The sequence below is a fragment of the Niveispirillum cyanobacteriorum genome, from assembly GCF_002868735.1.
Taxonomy (GTDB): Bacteria; Pseudomonadota; Alphaproteobacteria; order Azospirillales; family Azospirillaceae; genus Niveispirillum; species Niveispirillum cyanobacteriorum.
Genome location: NZ_CP025611.1, coordinates 1497633 through 1519694, shown reverse-complemented (window position 1 = coordinate 1519694; position 22062 = coordinate 1497633). Strand labels below are relative to the sequence as shown.

Here is a 22062-nt window from a genome sequence, read left to right as displayed (position 1 = left end):
GGTAACTCATGTCGGCCTTTGACCGGGACGCCGAACGCCAGCGCATGCTGTCCCGCCGCACGCTGGTGCTGGGCGGGCTGCAAGGGGCTGCCGTCGCCACGCTGATGGGCCGGCTCTACTATCTCCAGATCGTGGAGAGTGACCGCTATACGGTTCTGGCGGAGGATAACCGCATCTCGCTGCGGCTGGTGGCGCCGCCCCGCGGCCTGATCACCGACCGGTTCGGCGTGCCGCTGGCCGTGAATGAGCAGAATTTCAGCACTATTATCGTTTCCGAACGCGCCGGCGACGTGCAGCAGATACTGGACGAGGTGGGAAAGCTGATCCCCCTGACCGAGGCGGATGAAAGGCGTATTCAGCGCGATATCCAACGCTCCCGCTCCTTCGCGCCCATTACCATCAAGGAAAACCTGACCTGGGATCAGGTGGCCGCGATCGAGGTCAATCTGCCCGATCTGCCCGGCGTGTCCATCGATGTCGGCCAGGTCCGCTCATACCCGTTCGGCGAGGCGTTGAGCCATGTGCTGGGCTATGTCGGGGCGGCGGCGGAAAAGGATGTGGAAGGGTCCAGCGATCCGCTGTTGACCCTGCCGGGCTTCAAGGTGGGCAAGGGCGGGATCGAGAAGCAGTATGATCAGGCGTTGCGAGGGGCCGCCGGTAATCGCCAGCTGGAGGTGAATGCCGTCGGCCGGGTCATCCGTGAGTTGTCGCGCGATCCCGGTCAGTCGGGACGCGAAGTAGCGCTGACCATCGATGCCAAATTGCAGCATTATATGCACCAGCGCCTGTCGGCGGAGGAAAGTGCGGCGGCCATCGTCATGGATGTGAATACCGGCGGCATCCATGCGCTCTGTTCCAGCCCCAGTTTCGATCCCAACCAGTTCGCGATGGGCATCGGGTACGAGGCCTATCAGGCCTTGCTGAAGGATGAACGCACGCCGCTGATCAACAAGGTGATCGCGGGCCAGTATCCGCCGGGGTCAACCTTCAAGATGCTGACGGCGCTGGCGGCCCTGGAATCGGGCATTGTCAATGCCGACCACCGCGTCTTCTGTTCCGGCCATATCGAACTGGGCAGCCACCGTTTCCACTGCTGGAGCCGCAATGGCCATGGCACGCTGGACATGGTCGGCGCGCTGATGAATAGCTGCGACGTCTATTTCTATGACATTGCCGGCCGCATCGGCATGGACCGCATTGCCGATATGGCCCGCCGTTTCGGCCTGGGCGGTAAGGTCGGACTGGAACTGCCGGGAGAGCGGCCAGGCCTTATTCCGGACCCGAAATGGAAGCGGCAGGCCCTGAAACAGCCCTGGCACCAGGGTGAAACGCTGATCGCGTCTATGGGCCAGGGCTATGTCCTGACCACGCCCTTGCAACTGGCGGTGATGACAGCGCGGCTGGCCAGCGGGCGGGCGGTGCAGCCACATCTGCTGAAATCCATTGAGGGGCAGTTCGCCGAGACGACGGAATGGCCCGCCATCGATGTGAAGCCGGAAAATCTGGCCACCGTTCTGAAGGGTATGAACGCCGTCACCAATGTGCCGGGCGGCACCGGCTATCGCGCCCGCATCAGTGTTCCGGGCATGGAGATGGCGGGCAAGTCGGGCAGCGCCCAGGTCCGCCGCATTTCCATGGCCGAGCGTAGTTCCGGTGTGATCAAAAATGAGAACCGGCCTTGGCGGGAGCGTGACCACGCCCTGTTCGTGGCCTTCGCACCCGTTCAAGCGCCAAAATATGCCTGTGCGGTGATCGTGGAACATGGCGGCGGCGGCGGCGCCGTGGCGGCCCCCATCGCCCGCGACATCCTTCTGGAATGCCAGATGCTGGAGGCGGCGCGCGCCACCGTGGCGCAGCAGCCGCCACCCGCCACTGACACAACGCCGCCGGCGCCCAATCCCGCAGGAGAAACGCCATGACCCTGGACGTCTCCGGCGATAGCGCGGCCCTTTCCTTTACCGAGAAGCTGGCCCAGATCCCCTGGTCCTTCGTGTTTCTGGTCACCATCGTGGCCTGTGTCGGTTTCGCCATGCTCTATTCCGCCGCCAACGGGCAGATCGACCCCTGGGCGTCGCGGCAGATGCTGCGTTTCGGCGTCGGTCTGGCGCTGATGCTGTTCATTGGCATGATCGATATCCGCGTCTGGATGAAGATGACCTACCCGCTTTACGGGTTGGTCCTGGTGCTGCTGGTCGGCGTGGATCTGTTCGGTTCGGTGGGTAAGGGGGCGCAGCGCTGGATCGACCTGGGCTTTGTGCAGTTACAGCCCTCGGAGATCATGAAGGTCACCCTGGTCATGGCGCTGGCCCGCTATTTCCATGGCGCTTCACTGGAGGATACGGGCCGTATCCCCTATCTGATCGTGCCGCTACTGATCGTGGGGGCGCCGGTGGCGCTGGTGCTGGCGCAGCCAAACCTGGGGACCTCGCTGATGCTGATCATGGCGTCGGGCGCGATGTTCTTCCTGTCGGGTGTGCGTTGGTGGAAATTCGCACTGGTGATTGGCGCCATTCTGATCGCCATCCCGCTCAGTTGGCAGTTCCTGCTGCACGACTATCAGCGCGACCGGGTAGAGACCTTCCTGGACCCCGACAGCGACCCTCTGGGCACCGGCTATCACATCACGCAGTCGAAGATCGCGTTCGGGTCGGGCGGGCTGACGGGGAAGGGGTTCCTGCAGGGTACGCAGAGCCACCTGAACTTCCTGCCCGAAAAGCAGACCGACTTCATCTTCACCATGCTGGCGGAGGAATTCGGGCTGGTCGGGTCGATCAGCTTTCTGGTGCTATACTGCCTGCTGCTGCTGTTCGGTTTCGTCATCGCAGGGCGATGTAGGCATCAGTATGGGCGACTGCTGGCGTTGGGGTTAACGGTCAACCTGTTCCTTTATCTGTTCATCAATGTCGCCATGATCATGGGCCTGATCCCTGTGGTGGGTGTGCCGCTGCCGTTGATTTCCTATGGCGGGACGGCGACGTTGGCGGTGATGGTGGGCTTCGGCCTGCTGATGTCGGTGCATGTCCATCGGGATGTGCGGATGTCCCGCCGGGGCCTGGGCGACCTCTGACGCCAAGCGTCACAGGGCATGTCGTCAGCGCAAATCTCGGTCGCTGAAAAAAGCACCATTCCCGGCATCGAAAACTATCGACAAGGGGAAATGCCTTTGCTACACAGCGCGCCTCGCCACGGTGAATGCCCTGGCGGGGCCGCGAAAGCGGATGTGGATTGGGCGCATAGCTCAGTTGGTAGAGCAGCTGACTCTTAATCAGCGGGTCCAAGGTTCGAGTCCTTGTGCGCCCACCAATCCACCCCCTTCTCGCCGCGTTGAAGGTTGGGCGCATAGCTCAGTTGGTAGAGCAGCTGACTCTTAATCAGCGGGTCCAAGGTTCGAGTCCTTGTGCGCCCACCAACCTTCCTCCGATCTCACAGAAATTACTGCGTACGTGGTTTTGGTGTCCCTGTAGGGGGTAGCCGTTCTGCGCATCGCCTTGATCCCGCCCCGATCCCACGTCACCATGCCCGTCAGGGGGCATGGGATTTTGCAAGGGAAGGAGGACGCGGATCATGCGTCACCATCTGTTACTGCCGCTGCTGGCCCTGCTTTGTGCCGGTCCCGCCATAGCATCTGAGGATGCCGCGACGCCGGGCAAAGCCCGCGAAACCTGCATCGATTCGCGCCGCATCAATGGCTGGACCTCGGAGAACGACCGGTCGATCATTGTCACGCTGGGCGCCAAACAGCGCTACCGCATGGAGTTGAGCCCGTCGGCCAGCGTCTTCAATGTGGACAGCCAGCCGGATCTGGCCTTCATTCCGCGCAGCGACGGCTCGCTCTGTGCCGGCTGGGGCCATGTCGGGGTGGAGGGGCAGCGCATTCCCATTCTGTCGATCACCCGCTTGCCCGACCCGCCGCCCAAGGCGGCTGCGTCCGCACCACCGGAGAAATGATTTGCTATCGCCCGTCTTCGTCCCGTTCCGCACAACCGTCTGCGGCATCCAGGAACTCCCCGGCCATGCATTGGCCGGGGTGACCCACCTTGTCTCCATCCTGGACCCGGACCGGGAACCGCTGACGGCCTTCGACGATTACGGGCCCCATCACCGCCTCGACCTGCGATTCGACGATATCGTCATTGAGCTGCCGGAACGGATGGCGCCGCTGGACCGGCATCTGGAACGGGTGCTGGCCTTCGGGCAGCGTCTGACGGCAGAGGCAGGGGCGCAAGACCATCTGCTGGTCCATTGCCATATGGGCATTTCCCGCTCCACGGCGGCCATGGCCCTGATTCTGACCCAGGCCCGTCCCGACCGCCCGGCGGTGGAAGCCCTGGCGGAGGTGGTGCGTATCCGCCCGCAGGCTTGGCCCAACCTGCGCATGCTGGAAATCGGCGGCGACATCCTGGGCCGGCGCCATGAGCTGCTGGACGCTGTCCGAGAGGTCTATCAACGCCGCGCCCAGGGCCAGGAAGAATGGCTGCGCTTCCTGCGCGAGAACCACCGCGAACGGGAACTGGCCCATATGGGGTGACGGGTCACCCTGCTGGCGCCCCCACGATCCGGTCGAACGCGGCCTTGACCGCTGCCGCCTTGGTGCGCAACGCGTCTTCCACCGCCTCAAACGGGGTGCCTTCGGGCAACTCGGGCAGGGCGGCGCGGGCGAGGCCGGCCTTCAGGCCGGGGGGTGCCTTGGCGGCATCGAACCCGCCTTCGACGGTGAGGCGCAGGAAGCCCTGGACGCGGCGCCAGGTCTTGTGTGCGTCGATCAGGACATTCGCCGTCTCCACATCGATGAACCCGCTATCGCCCAGCCAGGCCAGCGCGCCCGTGGTATTGGGGTCGATGATTTCCGGCCGTTCCGGGGCGTGCAGCAGGGTCAGATACTGGGCGATGAACTGGATATCGATCATGCCGCCGCGCACATATTTCACGGTCCAGATATCGTCCGTATGGTGCTGCTGATCGATGCGACCACGCATGGAGGCCACATCTTCGCGCAGCTTGGCGGGATCGCGCGTACGGGTCAGGACCGACACGATCTCCGTCGTCAGACGCCGGCGCAGACTGTCCGGCCCCGTCACGGGACGGGCGCGGGTCAGGGCCATATGTTCCCAGGTCCAGGCGCTGTCGCGCTGATACTTCGCGAATCCATCGAAGCTGACGGCCAGCGGCCCGGCATTGCCGGACGGGCGCAGGCGCATATCGACCTCATATAATTGCCCCTCCGCCGTATGGGCGGTGATGGCATTGACCAGACGCTGCGTCAGCTTGATGAAATAATCATTGGGGGACAGGGGCTTGGCCCCATCCGACTGCAGCACGTCGTCCGGCACCTCATAGACCGTGATAAGGTCCAGGTCCGACCGCAGCGACAGGGAGCGCGCGCCCAGCCGCCCTAAGCCCAGGATGGCCATGCCCGCACCGGGCAGGCGGCCATGGCGCTTGGCAAACTCTTCCTCCACCGCGCGCTGAAGGCCGGACAGGCCTACCTCCGCCACATCGGTCAGGAAGGCGCCCAGCCGGTCGGCATCGCTGACATGGCGCAGGATATGGACGCCGGCGCGGAAGCGGTGTTCGTTGGTCCAGCGGCGGGTGAGGTCCAGAACCTCCTCAAAATAATGAGCACCACCGACCAGGGCGTCGAATCCTGCCTCCAACTCCTCCCGGGCCGGCAGGGTGCCGAAGAAGCCCGGCAGCAGGACCGCATCCAGCGCCTGCGGCTGCCGCGCCAGTTGTTCGGCCAGACGCGGGGCCGTGCCCATCACCTCGGCCACCAGATCCAGCAGGTTGGGATTGGCGTAAAACAGGCTGAAAAGCTGCACCCCCGCCGGCAGGCGGGACAGGAACTCATCGAACTTCAGGAAGGCCTGATCGGGCTGGGCCGTCTTGCCAAAGGCCGCCAGCAGGGTGGGAACCAGTTCCGTCAGCAATTCCCGCGCCCGCTGGCTGCGCGTGGCGCGATAGCGGCCATGGTGCCAGGCCCGGATCTGTCCCGCCACGGCGGACGGGTTGGCGTAACCCATCTCCCGCAGCGTCTCCATCGTGTCGGGATCATCCTCCGTGCCTGTGAAGACCAGACTGCCCGACCCGGACAAGGCCGGGCTTTCGGAGAAGAGATGATCGTAATGATCCTCCACGACCGTCAGCGTCGCCATCAGGTGGTCGCGGAAGGACTGCGTGTCGGGAAAGCCCAGGAAGGCGGCGATGCGGTCCACCCCGTCATCGGTCTTGGGCAATTGGTGTGTCTGCTGATCATCCACCATCTGCACGCGGTGTTCGACGGTGCGCAGGAAACGGTAAGCCTCTGACATGTCATCGGCCACCCGCTGTTCCACGCGGTCGGCGGCGACCAGCGCATACAGCGTCTCCACTGTCCCGCAGGTGCGCAAGGAACGGTCGCGTCCACCGAAGATCAGTTGCTGCGTCTGCGCGAAGAATTCGATCTCGCGGATGCCGCCGCGCCCGATCTTGATATTGTGGCCATTGACGGTCTTTTCCCGGTGGCCCTTATGCGCGCCGATCTGCCGCTTGATGGAATGGATGTCCTGGATGGCCGCAAAATCCAGGTTCCGGCGCCAGATGAAATGCCGGATGATATCCATGAAGCCCTTGCCCGCCTCCAGATCGCCGGCCACGGGCCGCGCCTTGATCATGGCGGCGCGTTCCCAGTTCTGGCCCAGGCTGCTGTAATAGGCTTCTGCTGCTGAAACGCTGACGGCGACGGGCGTGGCGCCGGGGTCGGGGCGCAGGCGCAGGTCGGTGCGGAACACATACCCGTCGGCGGTGCGTTCATCCATGATCCGTACCATTTCGCGCGTCGCCCGCACGAAATGCTTCGTCATCTCCCCGTCCGGTACCTGCACGATGCCATCGTCATACAGCACGATCAGGTCGATGTCGGAGGAGTAGTTCAGTTCCCGCGCCCCGAACTTGCCCATGGCCAGGACGATATAACCGCTACCTTTTTCAGGTTGTTCCGGATCAGGTACGATCAGTCGGCCCATGGAAACCAACTGTCGCAGGGCCACGCGCACCGCCAGTTGCAAGGTAGCCTGCGCAAAGTCGGACAGGGCGCCCGTGACCTTTTCCAATGGCCAGTCGCCCCCCATGTCGGCCAGCCCGATCAGCAGGGCGGCGCGGCGCTTGGCGATGCGCAGCGCCTTCATCAGCCTGTCGGCGTTGGTCTGTGCGCCATGATCACGCCACAGTGCCTGAACAAGGTCGTCAAAGGCCGCGTCGAAGCCGATTTCCAGCAGTTGCCGGAAGAAACCCATCTCCCGTACCAGGGCATGACCCAGGAACGGGCTGTTGGCGAACACTGATTCCAGCACGCGCTTTCCATGGGGATCGGCGGCATAGGAATGGGCAAAGGCGGCGAGATCGGGATCACAGCCCGGACCCGCCGCTTCATGCCAATGTTCCAGTCCGACGGCGGCGCGTTGCGGATCGCCAAGGCGGGGAAGGGATTCTTGATTGAACATCGGGTGTCTACCGGGCTATCCCAAACGGACCGCAGGGGCGGGGGGCCAGACTGCCCACCGACCCTTGTTCAGGTCAAGCTGCCCGTAACGCCCGGCGCAACCCGCCGGAGAACCGAGATCGATGCTGCGTCGTACTGCCCTTATCCTGCTTGAACTGGTCACCGGCCTGTTGCTGGTGGTCCTGTTGGCGGGCGGGTATCTGGCGTTCCGGTTGACGCAGCAGGGGCCCATCGGGGTGGATTTCCTCACCCCCTACCTGACACAGGAATTGTCGCGGGAAGGGCCGGTCACGCTGGAGATCGACCGCACGGAACTGGCCTGGGTCGGGTTCGGTACGCCCATCGATATCCGTGTGAAGGGGGTGGAGGCGCATGGTGCAAGCGGCGCCCTGCTGGCCGCCGTGCCGGAAATGCGCCTGGGCCTGTCGGTGCCGGCCCTGCTGCGCGGGCGGGTGGCGCCAACGCGCATTGATCTGGTCGAACCCAGCCTTTATGCCGAACGCACCGCCGATGGCGGCTTCCGCCTGGATATTGGCAATGACAGTTCCGATCCGGAGGCAGGCGCCCGTCTGCTGGCCGACCTGATCGACCAGATGCGCCGGCCCCCCGATCCGGAAGCCACAATGGGCGCGCTGCGCGACCTGCGCATCACCCGCGGCAAGCTGGTGGTGGCAAATCTGGCGACGGAGACGAAATGGCAGGTACCGCGCCTGGATATGCGCCTGCGCCGCGATGTGCGTGGAGTGCGGGGCACCGCATCCGCCGATATCGACATGGGTGCCAAGATCAACCAGATCGCGGCAGAGGTCACCTGGCGGGCCGAGGATGGCGCCATCACCCTGCGCAGTGGGATGGCAGACATTGTACCGGCCGAGTTTGCGGAGATCGCGCCCGTCCTGCATCCGCTGCGTGCCCTGGATGTGACATTGGCCGGCACGATCATGCTGGAACTGAAATCCGATCTGACGCCCGTGAACCTCGTCCTGGGGCTGACGGGTGGCAAGGGTACCTTGTCACTGCCCGATCAACTGCCGGAACCGCTGGCCTTCGACCGGGTGGAACTGCATGGCACGCTGGATGATGCGGGCCGGCATCTGGAGCTGACGCGGTTCAACCTTGACATGGCCGGTCCCGCCGATCTGACCATCAGCGGCAGCGCCCGCCAGCGGGACAAGAATATCGAACTGGCCCTGACGACGGAGATCACCGGCCTGCCCATGGCGGACCTGCATCGCTACTGGCCCAAGGGTGTGAAGGACAATACGCGCGACTGGATGGTCGGCAATCTGGCCGACGGCACCTTTGACCGCACGGTGTTCAAGCTGGAAGGATCGGGACCGGTGGATGATCCCGGCGCCTTCCATGTGGCGTCCATGCAGGGGGAATTCGCGCTGTCCGGCTTCACCGTTCATTACCGCCGGCCCCTGCCGCCCGTCACCAATGTGTCCGCGACGGCGACCTTTGACGGCAAAAGCTTTGATATCGCCGTCAAGGATGGCGCCCTTCTGGATATGAAGGCCGGGCCGGGGATGATCCGCATTCTGGGGCTGGATACCGAGAATGATCACCGTATCGATATCCGTGTGGCCCTGGAGGGGCCGCTATCATCGGCGCTGACGGTTTTGGATCATCCGCCGCTGGGCTATGCCGCCAAGGTCAATCTGGTACCGGAAAGGGCGTCGGGTCAGGCCAAGGCCGAACTGCATTTCGCCTTCCCGCTGGTGGCCGCCCTGACCATGGACATGGTGCAGTTGGACGGCAAGGCCAGCCTGACCGGTGTGGCCGTGCCCGACATCGTGGCCGATATCGACGCGACCGAGGGCGTGCTGGAACTTTCCGTCACCGGACATGACCTGAACATGACGGGTACGGCTCTGCTGAACGGGGTGCCGGCGCAGGTGGAATGGCTGGAGAACTTCCCCGCCGACGCGCCCATCGGCACGCAGGTGCGGGTGCGCGGCCGCGTGGATGATGAACAGCGCCGCCGCTTCCGCCTGGATTTCCCCGACTGGCTGAACGGGCCGGCGGGCATCGACATGGTCTATACCAGCGAGCGCACGCCCGAAGGCCGGCAGCAGACCATCCAGGCCGATATCGACATCACACCATCGGTGCTGCGTATCGATGTGATGAAGTGGAAGAAGGAAGCCGACAAGCCAGGCCAGGGCCGGGTGACCGTGAAGTTCAAGGATGGCAAACCCATCCTGATCCCCGCCTTTGTCGTGACGACGGAGGAGCTTGCCGCCATCGGGTCCATGGAGCTGCGCGCGGCGGATTATGGCCTGTCGCATCTGCTGCTGACGCAGTTCAAGCTGGGTGACAGCGACGCGCGTATCGATATCCGCGATACCGACGGCAAGGGCGGTCTGGCCATCGATGTGAAGGGCGACAGTTTCGATGTCCGCCCCTTCCGCGGCAAGAATAAGGGGCCAGATGGCAAGATCATCCCCCCCGATCCAGCGGAAGAAGCCGCGCCCAAGACGCCCCTGTCGATCAGCTTCGACCTGGGCCGGGCCATCATGGGCGATGATGGCAAGGAAATCCGTCAGGCCAAGGGCCGGATGGAGCGGGATACCAACATCTGGTACCGCACCGACCTGGACGCCCAGGTGGGGGAAAAGGGGTTCCTGCGGGTACGCTATGCCCCCGATCCTGCCGATGGCCGCATCCTGACGCTGGTCGCCGAAACCGATGATGCCGGGGCCACCTTGCGCGGGCTGGATGTCATCAGCCAGATCAAGGGCGGCAATCTGACCCTTCAGGGTCGGTCACAGGCCGATGATCCGGGGCAGTCCCTGGTCGGCAAGGCCAGCCTGACCGATTATCAGGTGCAGGATGCACCCGTGCTGGCGCGCCTGCTATCCGCGACGTCGCCGCGTGGATTCGCCAATTTCATGTCAGGCCAGCCCATCGCCTTCTCCCGCCTGTCGGGGGATTGGCTGTGGCACAAGGACGGCATCACCCTGCGTGAGATGCGGACGTCCGGATCGCAGGTGGGCCTGACCCTTGAAGGCAATATCGATATCAAGCGTGACGATGTGGCCCTGCAGGGCACCATCGTGCCCTTCACCACCGTGAACAAACTGCTGGGGGTGATCCCGCTGCTGGGTGATCTGCTGGTGGGTGGCGAAGGGCAGGGGCTGTTTGCCGCGACCTATAGCGTGAAGGGGCCGACCGATAAGCTGGATGTCGGGGTCAATCCGCTGGCCGTTCTGGCGCCGGGCTTCCTGCGTAACCTGTTCTTCCTGCCGCAACCGGCGGGGGAGGAGATGCCGAAAGAGGCGAAGGACGGAAAGTAAGGTCGGAAGCCCTTATCCGCCCGCGCTCAACCCCGCCAGCGCCATCTCCCGTGGCACCAGAACCGGCGGCCAATCATCCTGCATGATGTTTTCCAGCAGCAGGCCCTCATCCCCCACGCTGGCCGCATAGAGGTTGCCGACGCGCCGCTCCGGTCGCTTACCCCCGTTCAGGCCGACGACGAAGGCGGCGATGCCATCCGCATCGCCGCCCATGTCGGTTTGCAGCCAGTCGGCCAGCCATTCCGCAGGATCATGGATCATTGTGGGCAGCTTTCGCCCATTTGCGGGAACGCGGTATTGATGCGGCCATCGTCAAATTCCGCGAAACGGATGACGAAACGCGCCCCGCCCGGCCCCGTGCAGTATTTCGCATCCGGTTTGGCCGGTGCTGAACAACCCAGCTTGCCCCAGGGTTTACCCGCCGCGTGGCTGTGCTTGACGGCGTAAAGGATGGAGTTCGTCACCTGCTCCACGCTGCAATTGTCGGGGTAGAAGGTGGAGTTCTTCGACTTGCCATTCTCGAAAAATACCTTCGTGCTGTAAACGCCATCGGCCTGCGGCGGCTGGGCTTGCACTTCCTTGACGGGGGCGGTGTCGATGATGGCGCGGCTATGCATGCCGACCACATCGCCGTTCTTCTTCACCTCCCCACACAGGACATGGCGGAGGTTCAGCGATGGGCTGGTCTGGCTCCACCCGAAGCTTTCATCCTCGCAAGACGGCTTCTCGGCGGCCACAGCGGGACCGCACGCTGCTAGACCGAAGACCAGAGCCGCCAACCGGACCATCCGCACCGCCATTATCCGCCCCTATGAAGTTGTGGAAGCATCGTCTATGGGTGACCATATCATTGGCGATGGTTTGCGGGAGAGGGCTGATGAAGCGGGAACGGCTGGTACGGATGGCGCTGGCTTGCCTGGTCGGGCTGATCATGGCGGCTGTCATCGCCTGGATGACCATCCGCCATGATCAGCGGCAGGCGGCTGGCGTCGCCACCAATGTCGCACCGGCCAGCATCGGCGGGCCCTTCACCCTGACCACCCATGATGGCCGGGTCGTGACCGACAAGGATTTCGTGGGCAAGTACAAGCTGGTCTTCTTCGGCTACACCTTCTGCCCCGACATCTGCCCGACCGAGTTGCAGACCATCGCCCAGGCCATGGACCTGATGGGCGACTCCGGCGCCGACGTGCAACCCCTGTTCATCACCATCGATCCGGAGCGGGACACACCCCCCGTACTGGCCGACTATGTGAAGCTGTTTCACCCGTCCATCATCGGCCTGACCGGAACGGCGGAGCAGATTGCCGCCGTGGCCAAGGCATACCGCGTCTATTACGCCCGTTCCCAAGGCGAACCGGACCCTACGCAGTACCTTATGGACCATTCCACCTTCGCCTATCTGCTGGCACCCGACGGGTCTTTCGTGACCGTTTTCGCCAAGGGCAGTACGCCCGAACAGATGGTCGAAGCGATCAACGCCTACCGCTCGCGCGGGCGCTGAACAGCGCTTTCGTGTAACGAAACGTGGGCCGTTACCGGCAATTCGGGGGCGAAATCGCGGGTTTGACGGGCAAAAGGTATGATGCGCTGCGGCATCGGACCTATGCGCGGGGTGGAAATCAAAGATTTTCAATTACTTAGGGTGGGGTGCCTTACCCTTGACAGTATCCGGGGCTAACCGTATGGTGCCGCCGCTTTCGCACGGTATCCAACTTCTGGCGGAAGGGAGCCCGCTTCATGTCTGATGAGCGACCGCCCCCCTCGCTGGAGGAACTGGATACCCGCCTGCGTGAGGCCCGCCGCAACGCCGGCATGGACCTGCCCGACCCCGAACCGGGGGCCAGTGGCGGGAAAGTGTCGAACGGTGACATGGCGCTGGGTCTGCGTGTCGGGGTTGAACTGGTTGCTGGTGTGCTGTTTGGGCTTGCGCTCGGTTACGGCATCGACTGGTGGCTGGATACGAAACCCTGGGGGATGATCATCATGATCTTCCTGGGCGCGATCGCCGGATTTATGAATGTGTACCGCTTGACCTCAGGTCAGGGGTATGCGGCGGGGTTCGACAAGTCCCAGAAGCGGGACGGTGGGGAGTAGGGCATCGTGGCTGGTCCTTTGGAGCAATTCGAGATCAAGCGCCTGGTCAACCTGCCGGTTGGCAATCTTGATCTGTCCTTCACCAATTCCTCGCTGTGGATGGTGATTGCCGTTGTGGCCTCGACCTTCCTGCTGGTCTATGGCATGCGCGGTCGCGCCCTGGTGCCGGGCCGCCTGCAGTCCATTGCCGAGCTTCTGTATGAGTTCGTGGCAGAGATGGTACGGGACAATGCCGGCCCCCAGGCCCGCAAGTTCTTCCCCTTCATCTTCTCGCTGTTCATCTTCGTGCTGTTCGGCAACGTGCTGGGTCTGATCCCGGGTTCCTTCACCTTCACCAGCCATATCATCGTGACCTTTGCGATGGCGCTGTTTGTGTTCGTGGTGGTGACCATCGTTGCCTTCGTGAAGCACGGGCTGCACTTCTTCCACTTCTTCCTGCCGCATGGCACGCCGATCTGGCTGGCGCCGCTGATCGTTCCCATCGAACTGATCTCCTACTTCGTGCGCCCCATCAGCCTGTCCATCCGTCTGTTCGCCAACATGCTGGCCGGCCACACCATGATGAAGGTCTTCGCGGGCTTCACGGTGTCGATGGTGGCCGCTGGTGGTGGCATGGCTGCGGTCGGTATGCTCCCGGTTCTCCTGAACGTCGCGCTGTTCGCCCTGGAATTCCTGGTCGCCGGCATTCAGGCCTACATCTTCGCGCTGCTGAGCTGCGTGTACCTGCGTGACGCGCTGGAGATGCACTAAGCATCTCCAACGTCCAACCCGTCTTTTCCAAGAGACACTTCCAACCTAGAGGAACTTCAAAATGGAAGCTGAAGCCGCAAAGTTCATCGGTGCCGGTCTCGCCATGCTCGCCCTGCTGGGCGTTGGTATCGGCCTGGGCAACCTGTTCTCCGGCCTGTATCAGGCTGCTTCGCGTAACCCGGCCGCTCTGAACTCCTACAAGACCTTCGTCTTCATCGGCTTCGCGCTGACCGAAGCGACCGGTCTGTTCGCGCTGGTTATCGCCTTCCTGATCCTGTTCGCCTAATCGGCGGACAGTTTCTTAGAACCGGTGCCTTCGGGCGCCGGGGCTTCAGCGCCGGGATCGCCGCCGCTGCCGGGTATCAGATCCGACAGCGGCGGTCGCTCTATGGGCCGTACGGTCCTCTCTTGAGCTTTTCCTTCAGGCGCTGACGGGAATTTGGCGTGATCGGCCTTCCACGGACCGGTCAGCAGTGAATGGGTGCTTCTATGCCTGTCCAACGCTTTTCGCGGCTGTATGCCGGCGCCTCCGCGGCGCTTGCCACGGCCATCGTCTTCGCGGCGCCTGTCCTGGCCGCTGCCGAGGGCGAGCATGCCGAGCATGCCAAGAAGGGCCTGCCGCAGCTCAACCCGGATAGCTTCGCCTCTCAGGTCTTCTGGTGGGTGCTGACGTTCGGCCTGCTGTTCTGGCTGATGTCCAAGGTGGCGCTTCCGCGCGTCGCCGAGGTGCTGGAAGCCCGCCAGGAAAAGATCTCCAACGATCTGGAGAAGGCATCGGCCCTGAAGGCCGAAGCCGAGGGTGTGATGCAGGCCTATGAAAAGGCCCTGTCGGACGCCCGCGCCAATGCGCAGAAGGAAATCGCCGCTTCTGTGGCCGCTTCCGATGCCGAGGCCGCGCGCCGCAACACGGAGCTGGGTACCAGCCTGTCTGCCAAGACCCGTGATGCCGAAGCCCGCATCCAGACTGCCAAGCAGGAAGCGCTGTCCAATCTCAGAAGCGTTGCCGCCGAGGCCGCCTTGGCCGCGACGGAGCGTCTGTCGGGTGCCGTCCTGTCGGCTGATGCCGCCAATGCTGCGGTTGAATCCGTGCTGAAGGAGCGTGCGTGATGTTTGCGAGCAGCACTTTCTGGTACGCCGTTGCGTTCGTTATCTTCATCGTCGGTGTGGCCCGCCTGGCCGGCAAGGGCATCCTTGGTGGCCTTGACGCGCGCAGCAAGCGCATCGCTGACGAGCTGGAGCAGGCCCAGAAGCTGCGCGAAGACGCGCAGGCCGCCCTGGCGCAGTTCCAGCGCAAGCAACGCGATGCCCTGAAGGAAGCCGAAGCCATTCTGGCCTCTGCCCGTGAGGAAGCGTCCCGCATCCGCGCCCAGGCTGCATCCGATCTGGAAGCCGGTTTGAAGCGTCGCGAGCAGCAGGCCGTCGACAAGATCGCCCAAGCTGAGGCGCTGGCCATCCAGCAGGTTCGTGATCTGGCTGTCGAAATCGCCGTTCAGGCGACCGAGAAGCTGCTGGTGCAGAATGTTGATGAAGCCCGCAACAGCGTGCTGGTCGATGCTGCCATCAGCGAACTGCCGGCCAAGCTGCACTGAGCGGCTAAACGGTTCGCGTTACGAAAAAGCCCGCCATCTGGCGGGCTTTTTTGTTTTCGCAGCCTCACGTCGGCTTACGAATATTCGTAATGCTCAGACCAAGATCGGTATCGAGTTGGCACCAAGCCCCGTCGGCTGTCAGAACAGCAGCGCCCCTGTCCTTTGCGAGGGCAAGACAGGCGCGATCACCCAATGACAAACCCAGCCGTCTTGTACTGATCCGCAGCAAGCTCAGCGCCTCGCTCCGCCTTCAGGAGAGCAAGAACAGCCGAACTGTCTAAAACGATCTCACTCCCCACGAGCGGCCCGACGTTCAGCAATCAGCTCGTCAGCCAGACTGCGCGATGGATCACCAAACCGTGCAGCCAGTGCCTGCTAATCCGCTATTGCGTCCACAAGGGACTCTGTAACGAGTTTGCCTTCACGTAAACGTGTAACTTTTCGCTGCTCAAGCGGGACTTGGTGGGCTGAGTTACTCATAAGGAAGCTTCCTCAAGGTTACCCAAGATTAAGCCTGTCGACGCGATTTGTCATCGCGTCGACAGGCTGGAACTCACCAACCCTCACGCCGCCTTCGTTCCACCGACGGTGAGCCCATCAATCCGCAAGGTGGGCTGGCCGACGCCGACGGGCACGCCCTGGCCGGCCTTGCCGCAGACACCGATGCCGGGGTCCATGGAACTGTCATTGCCGATCATCGTGACCTTGGTCAGCGAGTCGGGGCCATTGCCGATCAGGGTGGCGCCCTTCACGGCGGGACCCAGCTTACCATCCTCGATCAGATAGGCCTCGCTGGCGGAAAACACGAACTTGCCAGACACGATATCGACCTGACCGCCGGAGAAATTGGCGGCAAAGATGCCGCGCTTGACCGAAGCGATGATCTCCGCCGGGCTCTTGTCGCCACCGCGCATCACGGTGTTGGTCATGCGCGGCATGGGCATGTGGGCATAGCCCTGGCGGCGGCCATTGCCCGTGGGCTTCACACCCATGAGCCGGGCGTTCAGCCGGTCCTGCATATAGCCTTTCAGGATGCCATCCTCGATCAGGACGGTGCACTGGCTGGGCGTGCCTTCATCATCCACAGTGATGGACCCGCGCCGTCCCTCGATCGAACCATCATCGACGACTGTGACACCGGGGGCGGCGACACGCTGGCCCAGCAGGCCGGAGAAGGCGGATGTTTGCTTGCGGTTGAAATCACCCTCCAGCCCATGGCCAATGGCCTCGTGCAGCAGGATGCCGCACCAGCCGGGGCCCAGCACGACCGGCATCTCACCGGCCGGTGCCTCCATGGAGCCGAGATTGATCAAGGCGCCCCGCAGCGCCTCATCGACATAGCCCTGCCAGGTTTCAGGCTCCAGGAACTGTTGATAGGTGCGGCGCCCGCCGGCTCCGTGGCTGCCCGATTCCATGCGGTCGCCATCGGCCACGACGACGGAGACGTTCAGGCGGACCAGGGGACGGACATCCGCTACCCGGCTGCCATCGGCCCGGATAATCTGCACTGCCTGCCATTCACCCGACAGGGAGGCGGAGACCTGACGCACGCGAGCATCCTTGGCGCGGGCATAGGCGTCGATCTGCTCCAGCAGCTTCACCTTGGCCTCGAACGGCACCAAAACCAGCGGGTTATCGCTGGCATAAAGCAGGCGGTTAGTGCCGATGGGCGCCTCGGCCATCATGCCGCTATGGCCGGCATGGACGGCGCGGACGGTGTCGCCGGCGCGGCGGATGGCATCTTCGGTCAGAACCGACGCGTGGGCATAGCCCGTGGCCTCATCGGCGACGGCGCGCAGGCCGAATCCCTGGCTAGTGTCGAACGATGCGCTCTTCAGCTTGCCATCGTCCCAGGCGAAGCTTTCGCTCTGCGCATATTCAAGGAACAGTTCGCCATCGTCGGCGCCGCGCAGCGCGTTGGTGACCAGTCCGCCCGTGCGGCCCAGGTCAAGGCCGGCCTGATTAAAGAAAATCTCATCGGTCTGGGACAGAAGCGACATGGCGCGCGGCCTTCCTTGGCAACGGATATAAGATCTTCCGTCAGAATGGCGATGCGCTGAGCCGCTGGCAAGGCTGCCGGGCGCTGCCATGCGCCAGATCAATTGCGCGGCACCCTGCGACGCAATGACCATCGGCCTTGCAGAGCACGGATGGCGGACGATCTTGCCGTTTGTGGGTGCTTGCCTGTATGGTCTGCGACGATATGTGCGCCCCATCCTGGTGGCGCATATGTTGTTCGTGAGCCCCACGCGCGTGTAGTGTCCCGCCGAAACGGTTTGATCCGTTCCGGGTCTGCGTCACGCCGCGACTTTCCCGCCCACCGCCATTGGCGGGTGGTGGAGGGGATGGGCGGGCGGTCCGGCTGGCTCAAGCGGGGGACAACCTCCGGCAACGACGAGAGTGGTAAGGGATGTCTGTAAGCAAGATCGGCGCCGCTGTGACGGCCCTGTATGTCAGCGCGATGGTCGGGGGCTCGGCCTTGGCGCAGGAGGCGGCCAAGGCCGTCGGTGCGCCGCAGCCCAAGCAATTGGGCTTTCAGGAAGCGGCTTCGCCCGTGATGGAGCGGCTGCATGATTTCCACAACATCCTGCTGTGGACGATCATCGCTATCGCCGTGTTCGTCACCCTGCTGCTTCTCTATGTGATGATCCGCTTCAATAAGAAGGCGAATCCGGTGCCGTCGACCACGACGCATCACACTTGGCTGGAAGTGGCCTGGACGGGTATCCCCGTTCTGATCCTTCTGCTGATCGCCATCCCGTCCTTCCGCGTCCTGTACTATATGGACAAGGCGCCGAATCCGGAGCTGACGGTTAAGATCACGGGCCATCAGTGGTACTGGAGCTTCGAGTATCCCGACCATGAAGGCCTGGCCTTCGAGTCGCGGATGATCCCCGAAAATGAAATCCAGCCGGGCCAGCTGCGCCTGCTGGAAGTTGACAACCGCATCATCGTGCCGGTCGGCGTTGATGTGCGGGTCCTGGTCACGGGCGCCGACGTCATCCACTCCTTCGCCATCCCCGCTCTGGGCGTGAAAAAGGACGCGATGCCGGGCCGCCTGAATGAGACCTGGTTCAACGTCACCCGCGAGGGTGTGTATTACGGACAGTGCTCCGAAATCTGCGGCACCGGCCATGGCTATATGCCGATCGCCGTCGAGGCCGTGTCCAAGGAGCGCTTCCAGGAATGGCTGGGCCAGCAGAAGCAGGCCTTTAACAGCAATGGCTCCGCGCCGCGTCAGGTCGCTGAAGCGACCGCGCAGTAACGGTTCGGAAGAGAGGGTAATACCATGGGTGCTGTCACCGGGGCGCACGCCCACGATCACCACGATCACAAGCCTGGCTTTGTGAAGCGCTGGTTGTTCTCGACGAACCACAAGGATATCGGCACGCTTTATCTGTATTTCTCGGTGCTGGCGGGCCTCATCGGCGGCCTGTTCTCCGTGATCATGCGCCTTGAGCTGCAGGATCCGGGCATCCAGTACATGATGGCGTTTGGCGCCGACACCGGCCAGCAGTGGAACGTGTTCATCACGGCCCACGGCCTGATCATGGTGTTCTTTGTGGTCATGCCCGCCCTGATTGGCGGTTTTGGCAACTGGTTCGTGCCGCTGATGGTTGGCGCGCCCGACATGGCCTTCCCGCGCCTGAACAATATCAGCTTCTGGCTGGTGGTTCCGGCCTTCCTGCTGCTGCTGGGTTCCGCCTTTGTCGGTCCCGGTGCCGGTACGGGTTGGACCGTCTATCCGCCGCTGTCTTCTTCGGAATATGGCCATAGCGGCCCGTCGGTCGACATGGCGATTTTCGCCCTGCATCTGGCTGGTGCGTCGTCGATCCTGGGTGCGGTTAACTTCATCACCACGATCTTCAACATGCGCGCCCCGGGCATGACGCTGCACAAGATGCCGCTGTTCGTCTGGGCCATGCTGGTGACCGCATTCTTGCTGCTGCTGGCCGTGCCCGTCCTGGGCGGCGCCATCACCATGCTGCTGACCGACCGTAATTTCGGCACGGATTTCTTTAATCCGGCCGGCGGCGGTGATCCGATCCTGTTCCAGCATCTGTTCTGGTTCTTCGGTCACCCCGAAGTGTACATCATGATCCTGCCGGCCTTCGGCATCATCTCCCACATCATCTCGACCTTCTCCAAGAAGCCGGTGTTCGGTTACCTGGGTATGGCCTATGCCATGGTCGCCATCGGCGTCGTCGGCTTCATCGTGTGGGCTCACCACATGTTCACGGTCGGCCTGTCGGTCGATACCCGCGCCTACTTCACCGCCGCCACCATGATCATCGCTGTCCCGACGGGCGTGAAGATCTTCTCCTGGATCGCCACCATGTGGGGCGGCTCCATTGAGTTCAAGGTGCCGATGGTCTGGGCGATCGGCTTTATCTTCCTGTTCACCATCGGTGGCGTCACGGGCGTGGTGCTGGCTAATGGCGGCATGGATATCGCCATGCACGACACCTACTACGTGGTGGCACACTTCCACTATGTGCTGTCGCTGGGTGCCGTGTTCGCCATCTTCGCCGGCTATTATTACTGGGTTGGCAAGATGTCGGGCCGCATGCATCCGGAATGGGCGGGTCACCTGCACTTCTGGACGACCTTCATCGGCGTCAACATGATCTTCTTCCCGCAGCACTTCCTGGGTCTGGCCGGCATGGCCCGCCGTATGCCCGACTATCCGGATGCGCTGCACTTCTGGAACATGATCTCCTCCTACGGCGCCTATATCTCCTTCGGCTCCACCATCTTCTTCTGCGTGATGGCCATCTACACGCAGCTGTTTGGTCGCAAGGCCGAGGGTGATTACTGGCAGACCGGTGGCACGACGCTGGAATGGACCCTGTCCTCCCCGCCGCCGTTCCACCAGTTCGAAACCCTGCCGAAGATCAAGTAAGCAGGACCGGGGCCCTCAATCGGCCTTGCTCCTTCGCAGACACCGCGCGGCGGGCGACCGCCGCGCGGTTTTGCCAAGTACCTCCCCCAGTGCAGTTCCTTTTGAGCGTGTGAAGAGACCATCATCATGACCGACAGCGTGATCGCCCCCGAGATCATGGACAGTCCGGTGTCGAGCGGCACGGTGCGCGACTATGTTGCGCTTCTGAAACCGCGCGTCATGTCGCTGGTCGTTTTTTCCGGTGTCGCTGGCATGGTGGTTGCCCCTGGTCACCTGCATCCGGTACTGGCGCTGGTGGCAGTGCTGTGTATCGCCGTCGCTTCGGGTGCTGCCGGTGCCATCAATATGTGGTATGACCGCGATATCGACGCGATGATGGACCGCACGGCCAAGCGCCCGATCCCGCAAGGGCTGGTTCCCGCCGATGAGGCGCTGGCGTTCGGCATCATCTTGACCATCGCCTCTGTCGCCCTGATGGGGCTGGCGCTCAACTGGGTCGCCGCCGGCCTGCTGGCATTGGCGTCGGGTTTCTACATTTTCATCTACACGATGTGGCTGAAGCGGCGGACGCCGCAGAACATCGTCATCGGCGGCGCCGCCGGGGCTTTCCCCCCGATGATCGGCTGGGCCGCGGTAACGGGCGACGTGTCGCTTGCCTCCATCGTACTTTTCGCCCTGATCTTCTTCTGGACCCCGCCGCATTTCTGGGCGCTGGCCATTTTCCGCAAGCTGGATTACCAGCACGCCGGTGTGCCGATGCTGCCCGTCGTCGCTGGTGAGCGTGAGACGAAGAAGCAGATGCTGATCTACACGCTGATCCTGCTGCCGCTGGCGATCAGCCCTTATTTCCTGGGGATCGGCGGCCTGACTTATCTGGCCGGCTCCACCATCCTGGGTCTGGCCTTTGTGGCCTATGCGGTGCAGGTGCTGCGTAGCGAGGATCACAAGCCAGCCAAGCGCATGTTCGCTTTTTCCATCCTCTACCTGTTCCTGCTGTTCGCCATCCTGATCGGCGAACATCTGGCAGTTTAAGCGGGGAGGCAGGACAATGACCGATCAGCAGAACCAGGGCCCGGCCCGCAAGCATGGCGGCGATACCGAGCAGCATCGTCGACAGCGCGGCAAGAACCTCGCCGTTCTGGCAGCCCTGTTTGCCTTCGTTGCCATCATCTATGTGGTGGCCATGGTGAGGATGAGCGGAGGGACGTTTCCATGACGCCTGAGCCCAACAATCAGACAGAGCTTGGCAGCCGCAATACGCGCATGGCGCTGAAACTCGGCGTTGTCGTCGCTGGCATGGTCGGCCTGTCCTTTGCTTCCGTTCCGCTTTACGACCTGTTCTGCCGGGTCACGGGCTTTGGGGGGACCACCATGGTGTCCCAGAAGGCGCCCGACAAGGCGCTGGAGCGGGTGGTCACGGTGCGGTTCAATGCCGACGTGAACAATTCCATCAATTGGGATTTCAAGCCCGATACCCATGCGGTCGATGTGCATGTGGGAGAGGCGATGACCATCGCCTATCGGGCAACGAACCTGGAAGACCGCGCTGTCATTGGCACCGCGACCTATAATGTCACGCCGGAAAAGGCGGGGCAGTATTTCAATAAGATTCAGTGCTTCTGCTTTACCGAGCAGAAGCTGGAACCCGGACAGTCGATCGACATGCCGGTCAATTTCTATGTCGATCCGGCCATGGCCGACGACCCGGAAATGGCCGATGTGAAGACCATTACACTGTCCTACACCTTCTTCCGCGCCGCTGATCAGAGCGCTGCGTTGCCGACCCCGGGGAAGGGTGCGGCAGCCGGACCACTGGACGGCGCGGATGGGAAGGATTACCAAGGGAATGCCCAAGGTTCGGTTGACAAATCGAACCCCGGTGCTGCCCCGGGGAACAGGTCGTAAGATCTGGTCCCGTAAGTCACGTATGATCCAAAGTTCCTTGGT

At 62.9% G+C, this 22062-nt stretch carries 20 protein-coding genes and 2 tRNA genes; 18 read left to right on the top strand and 4 right to left on the bottom strand.

All coding sequences use genetic code 11. The features are described from left to right. Positions 1–8: 8 nt before the first annotated feature. From mrdA to C0V82_RS06810, 6 genes are all read left to right on the top strand, one after another. Positions 9–1919: a penicillin-binding protein 2 gene (gene mrdA, locus C0V82_RS06835; protein WP_102111682.1), complete on the top strand. Its 1911-nt coding sequence runs from the start codon at positions 9–11 to the stop codon at positions 1917–1919. After that, complete coding sequence (rodA, locus tag C0V82_RS06830) at positions 1916–3067, top strand: rod shape-determining protein RodA (RefSeq protein ID WP_102111681.1); 1152 nt, start codon at positions 1916–1918, stop codon at positions 3065–3067. The genes mrdA and rodA overlap by 4 nt, the downstream gene beginning before the upstream one ends. A 160-nt stretch (positions 3068–3227) precedes the next feature. Further along, positions 3228–3303, top strand: a tRNA-Lys gene (locus tag C0V82_RS06825). A 30-nt stretch (positions 3304–3333) separates the two neighbouring features. Next, positions 3334–3409 (top strand) — tRNA-Lys (locus tag C0V82_RS06820). A gap of 155 nt (positions 3410–3564) precedes the next feature. After that, positions 3565–3948: a DUF6491 family protein gene (locus C0V82_RS06815; RefSeq protein WP_102111680.1), complete on the top strand. Its 384-nt coding sequence runs from the start codon at positions 3565–3567 to the stop codon at positions 3946–3948. A 1-nt stretch (position 3949) separates the two neighbouring features. Then, on the top strand, positions 3950–4528 hold the full coding sequence (locus C0V82_RS06810) for a tyrosine phosphatase family protein (RefSeq protein WP_102111679.1): 579 nt from the start codon (positions 3950–3952) through the stop codon (positions 4526–4528). A 4-nt stretch (positions 4529–4532) separates the two neighbouring features. Here C0V82_RS06810 and C0V82_RS06805 read toward each other — a convergent pair whose 3' ends face one another. Beyond that, entirely contained in the window at positions 4533–7478 is a 2946-nt protein-coding gene (locus tag C0V82_RS06805) for a bifunctional [glutamine synthetase] adenylyltransferase/[glutamine synthetase]-adenylyl-L-tyrosine phosphorylase (RefSeq protein WP_102111678.1), read from the bottom strand. Positions 7479–7599: 121 nt separating this feature from the next. Between C0V82_RS06805 and C0V82_RS06800 the strand changes: the two genes are divergently transcribed. Further along, positions 7600–10776 (top strand): YhdP family protein, encoded by a 3177-nt coding sequence (locus C0V82_RS06800; RefSeq protein WP_102111677.1) that lies wholly within the window; start codon positions 7600–7602, stop codon positions 10774–10776. Between the two features lie 12 nt (positions 10777–10788). On the opposite strand, the gene C0V82_RS06795 is transcribed toward C0V82_RS06800, so the two are convergent. After that, the gene (locus tag C0V82_RS06795; RefSeq protein WP_102111676.1) at positions 10789–11037 is read right to left on the bottom strand and encodes a hypothetical protein; all 249 of its coding nucleotides are present in this window, start codon (positions 11035–11037) and stop codon (positions 10789–10791) included. Further along, positions 11034–11576, bottom strand: coding sequence for an EndoU domain-containing protein (locus C0V82_RS06790; RefSeq protein ID WP_102111675.1), 543 nt, complete (start codon positions 11574–11576; stop codon positions 11034–11036). Before C0V82_RS06790 ends, C0V82_RS06795 begins: the two co-directional genes overlap by 4 nt. A gap of 77 nt (positions 11577–11653) precedes the next feature. Between C0V82_RS06790 and C0V82_RS06785 the strand changes: the two genes are divergently transcribed. The 6 genes from C0V82_RS06785 to C0V82_RS06760 all read left to right on the top strand — a co-directional run bounded on the left by C0V82_RS06785 (position 11654) and on the right by C0V82_RS06760 (position 15212). Next, positions 11654–12280, top strand: coding sequence for an SCO family protein (locus tag C0V82_RS06785; RefSeq protein WP_102111674.1), 627 nt, complete (start codon positions 11654–11656; stop codon positions 12278–12280). 236 nt (positions 12281–12516) lie between these two features. Beyond that, positions 12517–12873, top strand: coding sequence for an AtpZ/AtpI family protein (locus C0V82_RS06780; protein ID WP_102111673.1), 357 nt, complete (start codon positions 12517–12519; stop codon positions 12871–12873). A gap of 6 nt (positions 12874–12879) precedes the next feature. Next, positions 12880–13623, top strand: a complete 744-nt coding sequence (locus tag C0V82_RS06775; RefSeq protein ID WP_102111672.1) for a F0F1 ATP synthase subunit A — start codon at positions 12880–12882, stop codon at positions 13621–13623. Positions 13624–13684: 61 nt separating this feature from the next. Next, a complete protein-coding gene (locus C0V82_RS06770; protein ID WP_102111671.1) occupies positions 13685–13909 on the top strand; it encodes a F0F1 ATP synthase subunit C in 225 nt (74 codons plus the stop codon). Between the two features lie 203 nt (positions 13910–14112). Then, the gene (locus C0V82_RS06765; RefSeq protein ID WP_245924191.1) at positions 14113–14730 is read left to right on the top strand and encodes a F0F1 ATP synthase subunit B family protein; all 618 of its coding nucleotides are present in this window, start codon (positions 14113–14115) and stop codon (positions 14728–14730) included. Continuing rightward, positions 14730–15212 (top strand): F0F1 ATP synthase subunit B family protein, encoded by a 483-nt coding sequence (locus C0V82_RS06760; RefSeq protein ID WP_102111669.1) that lies wholly within the window; start codon positions 14730–14732, stop codon positions 15210–15212. The genes C0V82_RS06765 and C0V82_RS06760 overlap by 1 nt, the downstream gene beginning before the upstream one ends. A 563-nt stretch (positions 15213–15775) precedes the next feature. On the opposite strand, the gene tldD is transcribed toward C0V82_RS06760, so the two are convergent. Further along, a complete protein-coding gene (gene tldD / locus C0V82_RS06755; RefSeq protein ID WP_102111668.1) occupies positions 15776–17212 on the bottom strand; it encodes a metalloprotease TldD in 1437 nt (478 codons plus the stop codon). A 410-nt stretch (positions 17213–17622) separates the two neighbouring features. Between tldD and coxB the strand changes: the two genes are divergently transcribed. From coxB to C0V82_RS06735, 5 genes are all read left to right on the top strand, one after another. Next, positions 17623–18477, top strand: coding sequence for a cytochrome c oxidase subunit II (gene coxB / locus C0V82_RS06750; protein ID WP_102111667.1), 855 nt, complete (start codon positions 17623–17625; stop codon positions 18475–18477). A gap of 24 nt (positions 18478–18501) precedes the next feature. Next, the gene (gene ctaD, locus C0V82_RS06745) at positions 18502–20115 is read left to right on the top strand and encodes a cytochrome c oxidase subunit I (RefSeq protein ID WP_102111666.1); all 1614 of its coding nucleotides are present in this window, start codon (positions 18502–18504) and stop codon (positions 20113–20115) included. Between the two features lie 126 nt (positions 20116–20241). Next, a complete protein-coding gene (gene cyoE, locus C0V82_RS06740) occupies positions 20242–21147 on the top strand; it encodes a heme o synthase (protein WP_102111665.1) in 906 nt (301 codons plus the stop codon). A 16-nt stretch (positions 21148–21163) separates the two neighbouring features. After that, positions 21164–21331, top strand: coding sequence for a hypothetical protein (locus C0V82_RS26795; RefSeq protein WP_158659775.1), 168 nt, complete (start codon positions 21164–21166; stop codon positions 21329–21331). Continuing rightward, a complete protein-coding gene (locus C0V82_RS06735; RefSeq protein ID WP_102111664.1) occupies positions 21328–22020 on the top strand; it encodes a cytochrome c oxidase assembly protein in 693 nt (230 codons plus the stop codon). The genes C0V82_RS26795 and C0V82_RS06735 overlap by 4 nt, the downstream gene beginning before the upstream one ends. The last annotated feature ends 42 nt before the right edge of the window (positions 22021–22062 follow it).

Bases quoted from the DNA above. Each gene is read 5' to 3' on its own strand.
- mrdA (WP_102111682.1), top strand. From the start codon at position 9: ATGTCGGCCTTTGACCGGGACGCCGAACGCCAGCGCATGCTGTCCCGC.
- rodA (WP_102111681.1), top strand. From the start codon at position 1,916: ATGACCCTGGACGTCTCCGGCGATAGCGCGGCCCTTTCCTTTACCGAG.
- C0V82_RS06815 (WP_102111680.1), top strand. From the start codon at position 3,565: ATGCGTCACCATCTGTTACTGCCGCTGCTGGCCCTGCTTTGTGCCGGT.
- C0V82_RS06805 (WP_102111678.1), bottom strand. From the start codon at position 7,478: ATGTTCAATCAAGAATCCCTTCCCCGCCTTGGCGATCCGCAACGCGCC.
- C0V82_RS06800 (WP_102111677.1), top strand. From the start codon at position 7,600: ATGCTGCGTCGTACTGCCCTTATCCTGCTTGAACTGGTCACCGGCCTG.
- C0V82_RS06795 (WP_102111676.1), bottom strand. From the start codon at position 11,037: ATGATCCATGATCCTGCGGAATGGCTGGCCGACTGGCTGCAAACCGAC.
- C0V82_RS06790 (WP_102111675.1), bottom strand. From the start codon at position 11,576: ATGGCGGTGCGGATGGTCCGGTTGGCGGCTCTGGTCTTCGGTCTAGCA.
- C0V82_RS06785 (WP_102111674.1), top strand. From the start codon at position 11,654: ATGAAGCGGGAACGGCTGGTACGGATGGCGCTGGCTTGCCTGGTCGGG.
- C0V82_RS06780 (WP_102111673.1), top strand. From the start codon at position 12,517: ATGTCTGATGAGCGACCGCCCCCCTCGCTGGAGGAACTGGATACCCGC.
- C0V82_RS06770 (WP_102111671.1), top strand. From the start codon at position 13,685: ATGGAAGCTGAAGCCGCAAAGTTCATCGGTGCCGGTCTCGCCATGCTC.
- C0V82_RS06765 (WP_245924191.1), top strand. From the start codon at position 14,113: ATGCCTGTCCAACGCTTTTCGCGGCTGTATGCCGGCGCCTCCGCGGCG.
- C0V82_RS06760 (WP_102111669.1), top strand. From the start codon at position 14,730: ATGTTTGCGAGCAGCACTTTCTGGTACGCCGTTGCGTTCGTTATCTTC.
- tldD (WP_102111668.1), bottom strand. From the start codon at position 17,212: ATGTCGCTTCTGTCCCAGACCGATGAGATTTTCTTTAATCAGGCCGGC.
- coxB (WP_102111667.1), top strand. From the start codon at position 17,623: ATGTCTGTAAGCAAGATCGGCGCCGCTGTGACGGCCCTGTATGTCAGC.
- ctaD (WP_102111666.1), top strand. From the start codon at position 18,502: ATGGGTGCTGTCACCGGGGCGCACGCCCACGATCACCACGATCACAAG.
- cyoE (WP_102111665.1), top strand. From the start codon at position 20,242: ATGACCGACAGCGTGATCGCCCCCGAGATCATGGACAGTCCGGTGTCG.
- C0V82_RS26795 (WP_158659775.1), top strand. From the start codon at position 21,164: ATGACCGATCAGCAGAACCAGGGCCCGGCCCGCAAGCATGGCGGCGAT.
- C0V82_RS06735 (WP_102111664.1), top strand. From the start codon at position 21,328: ATGACGCCTGAGCCCAACAATCAGACAGAGCTTGGCAGCCGCAATACG.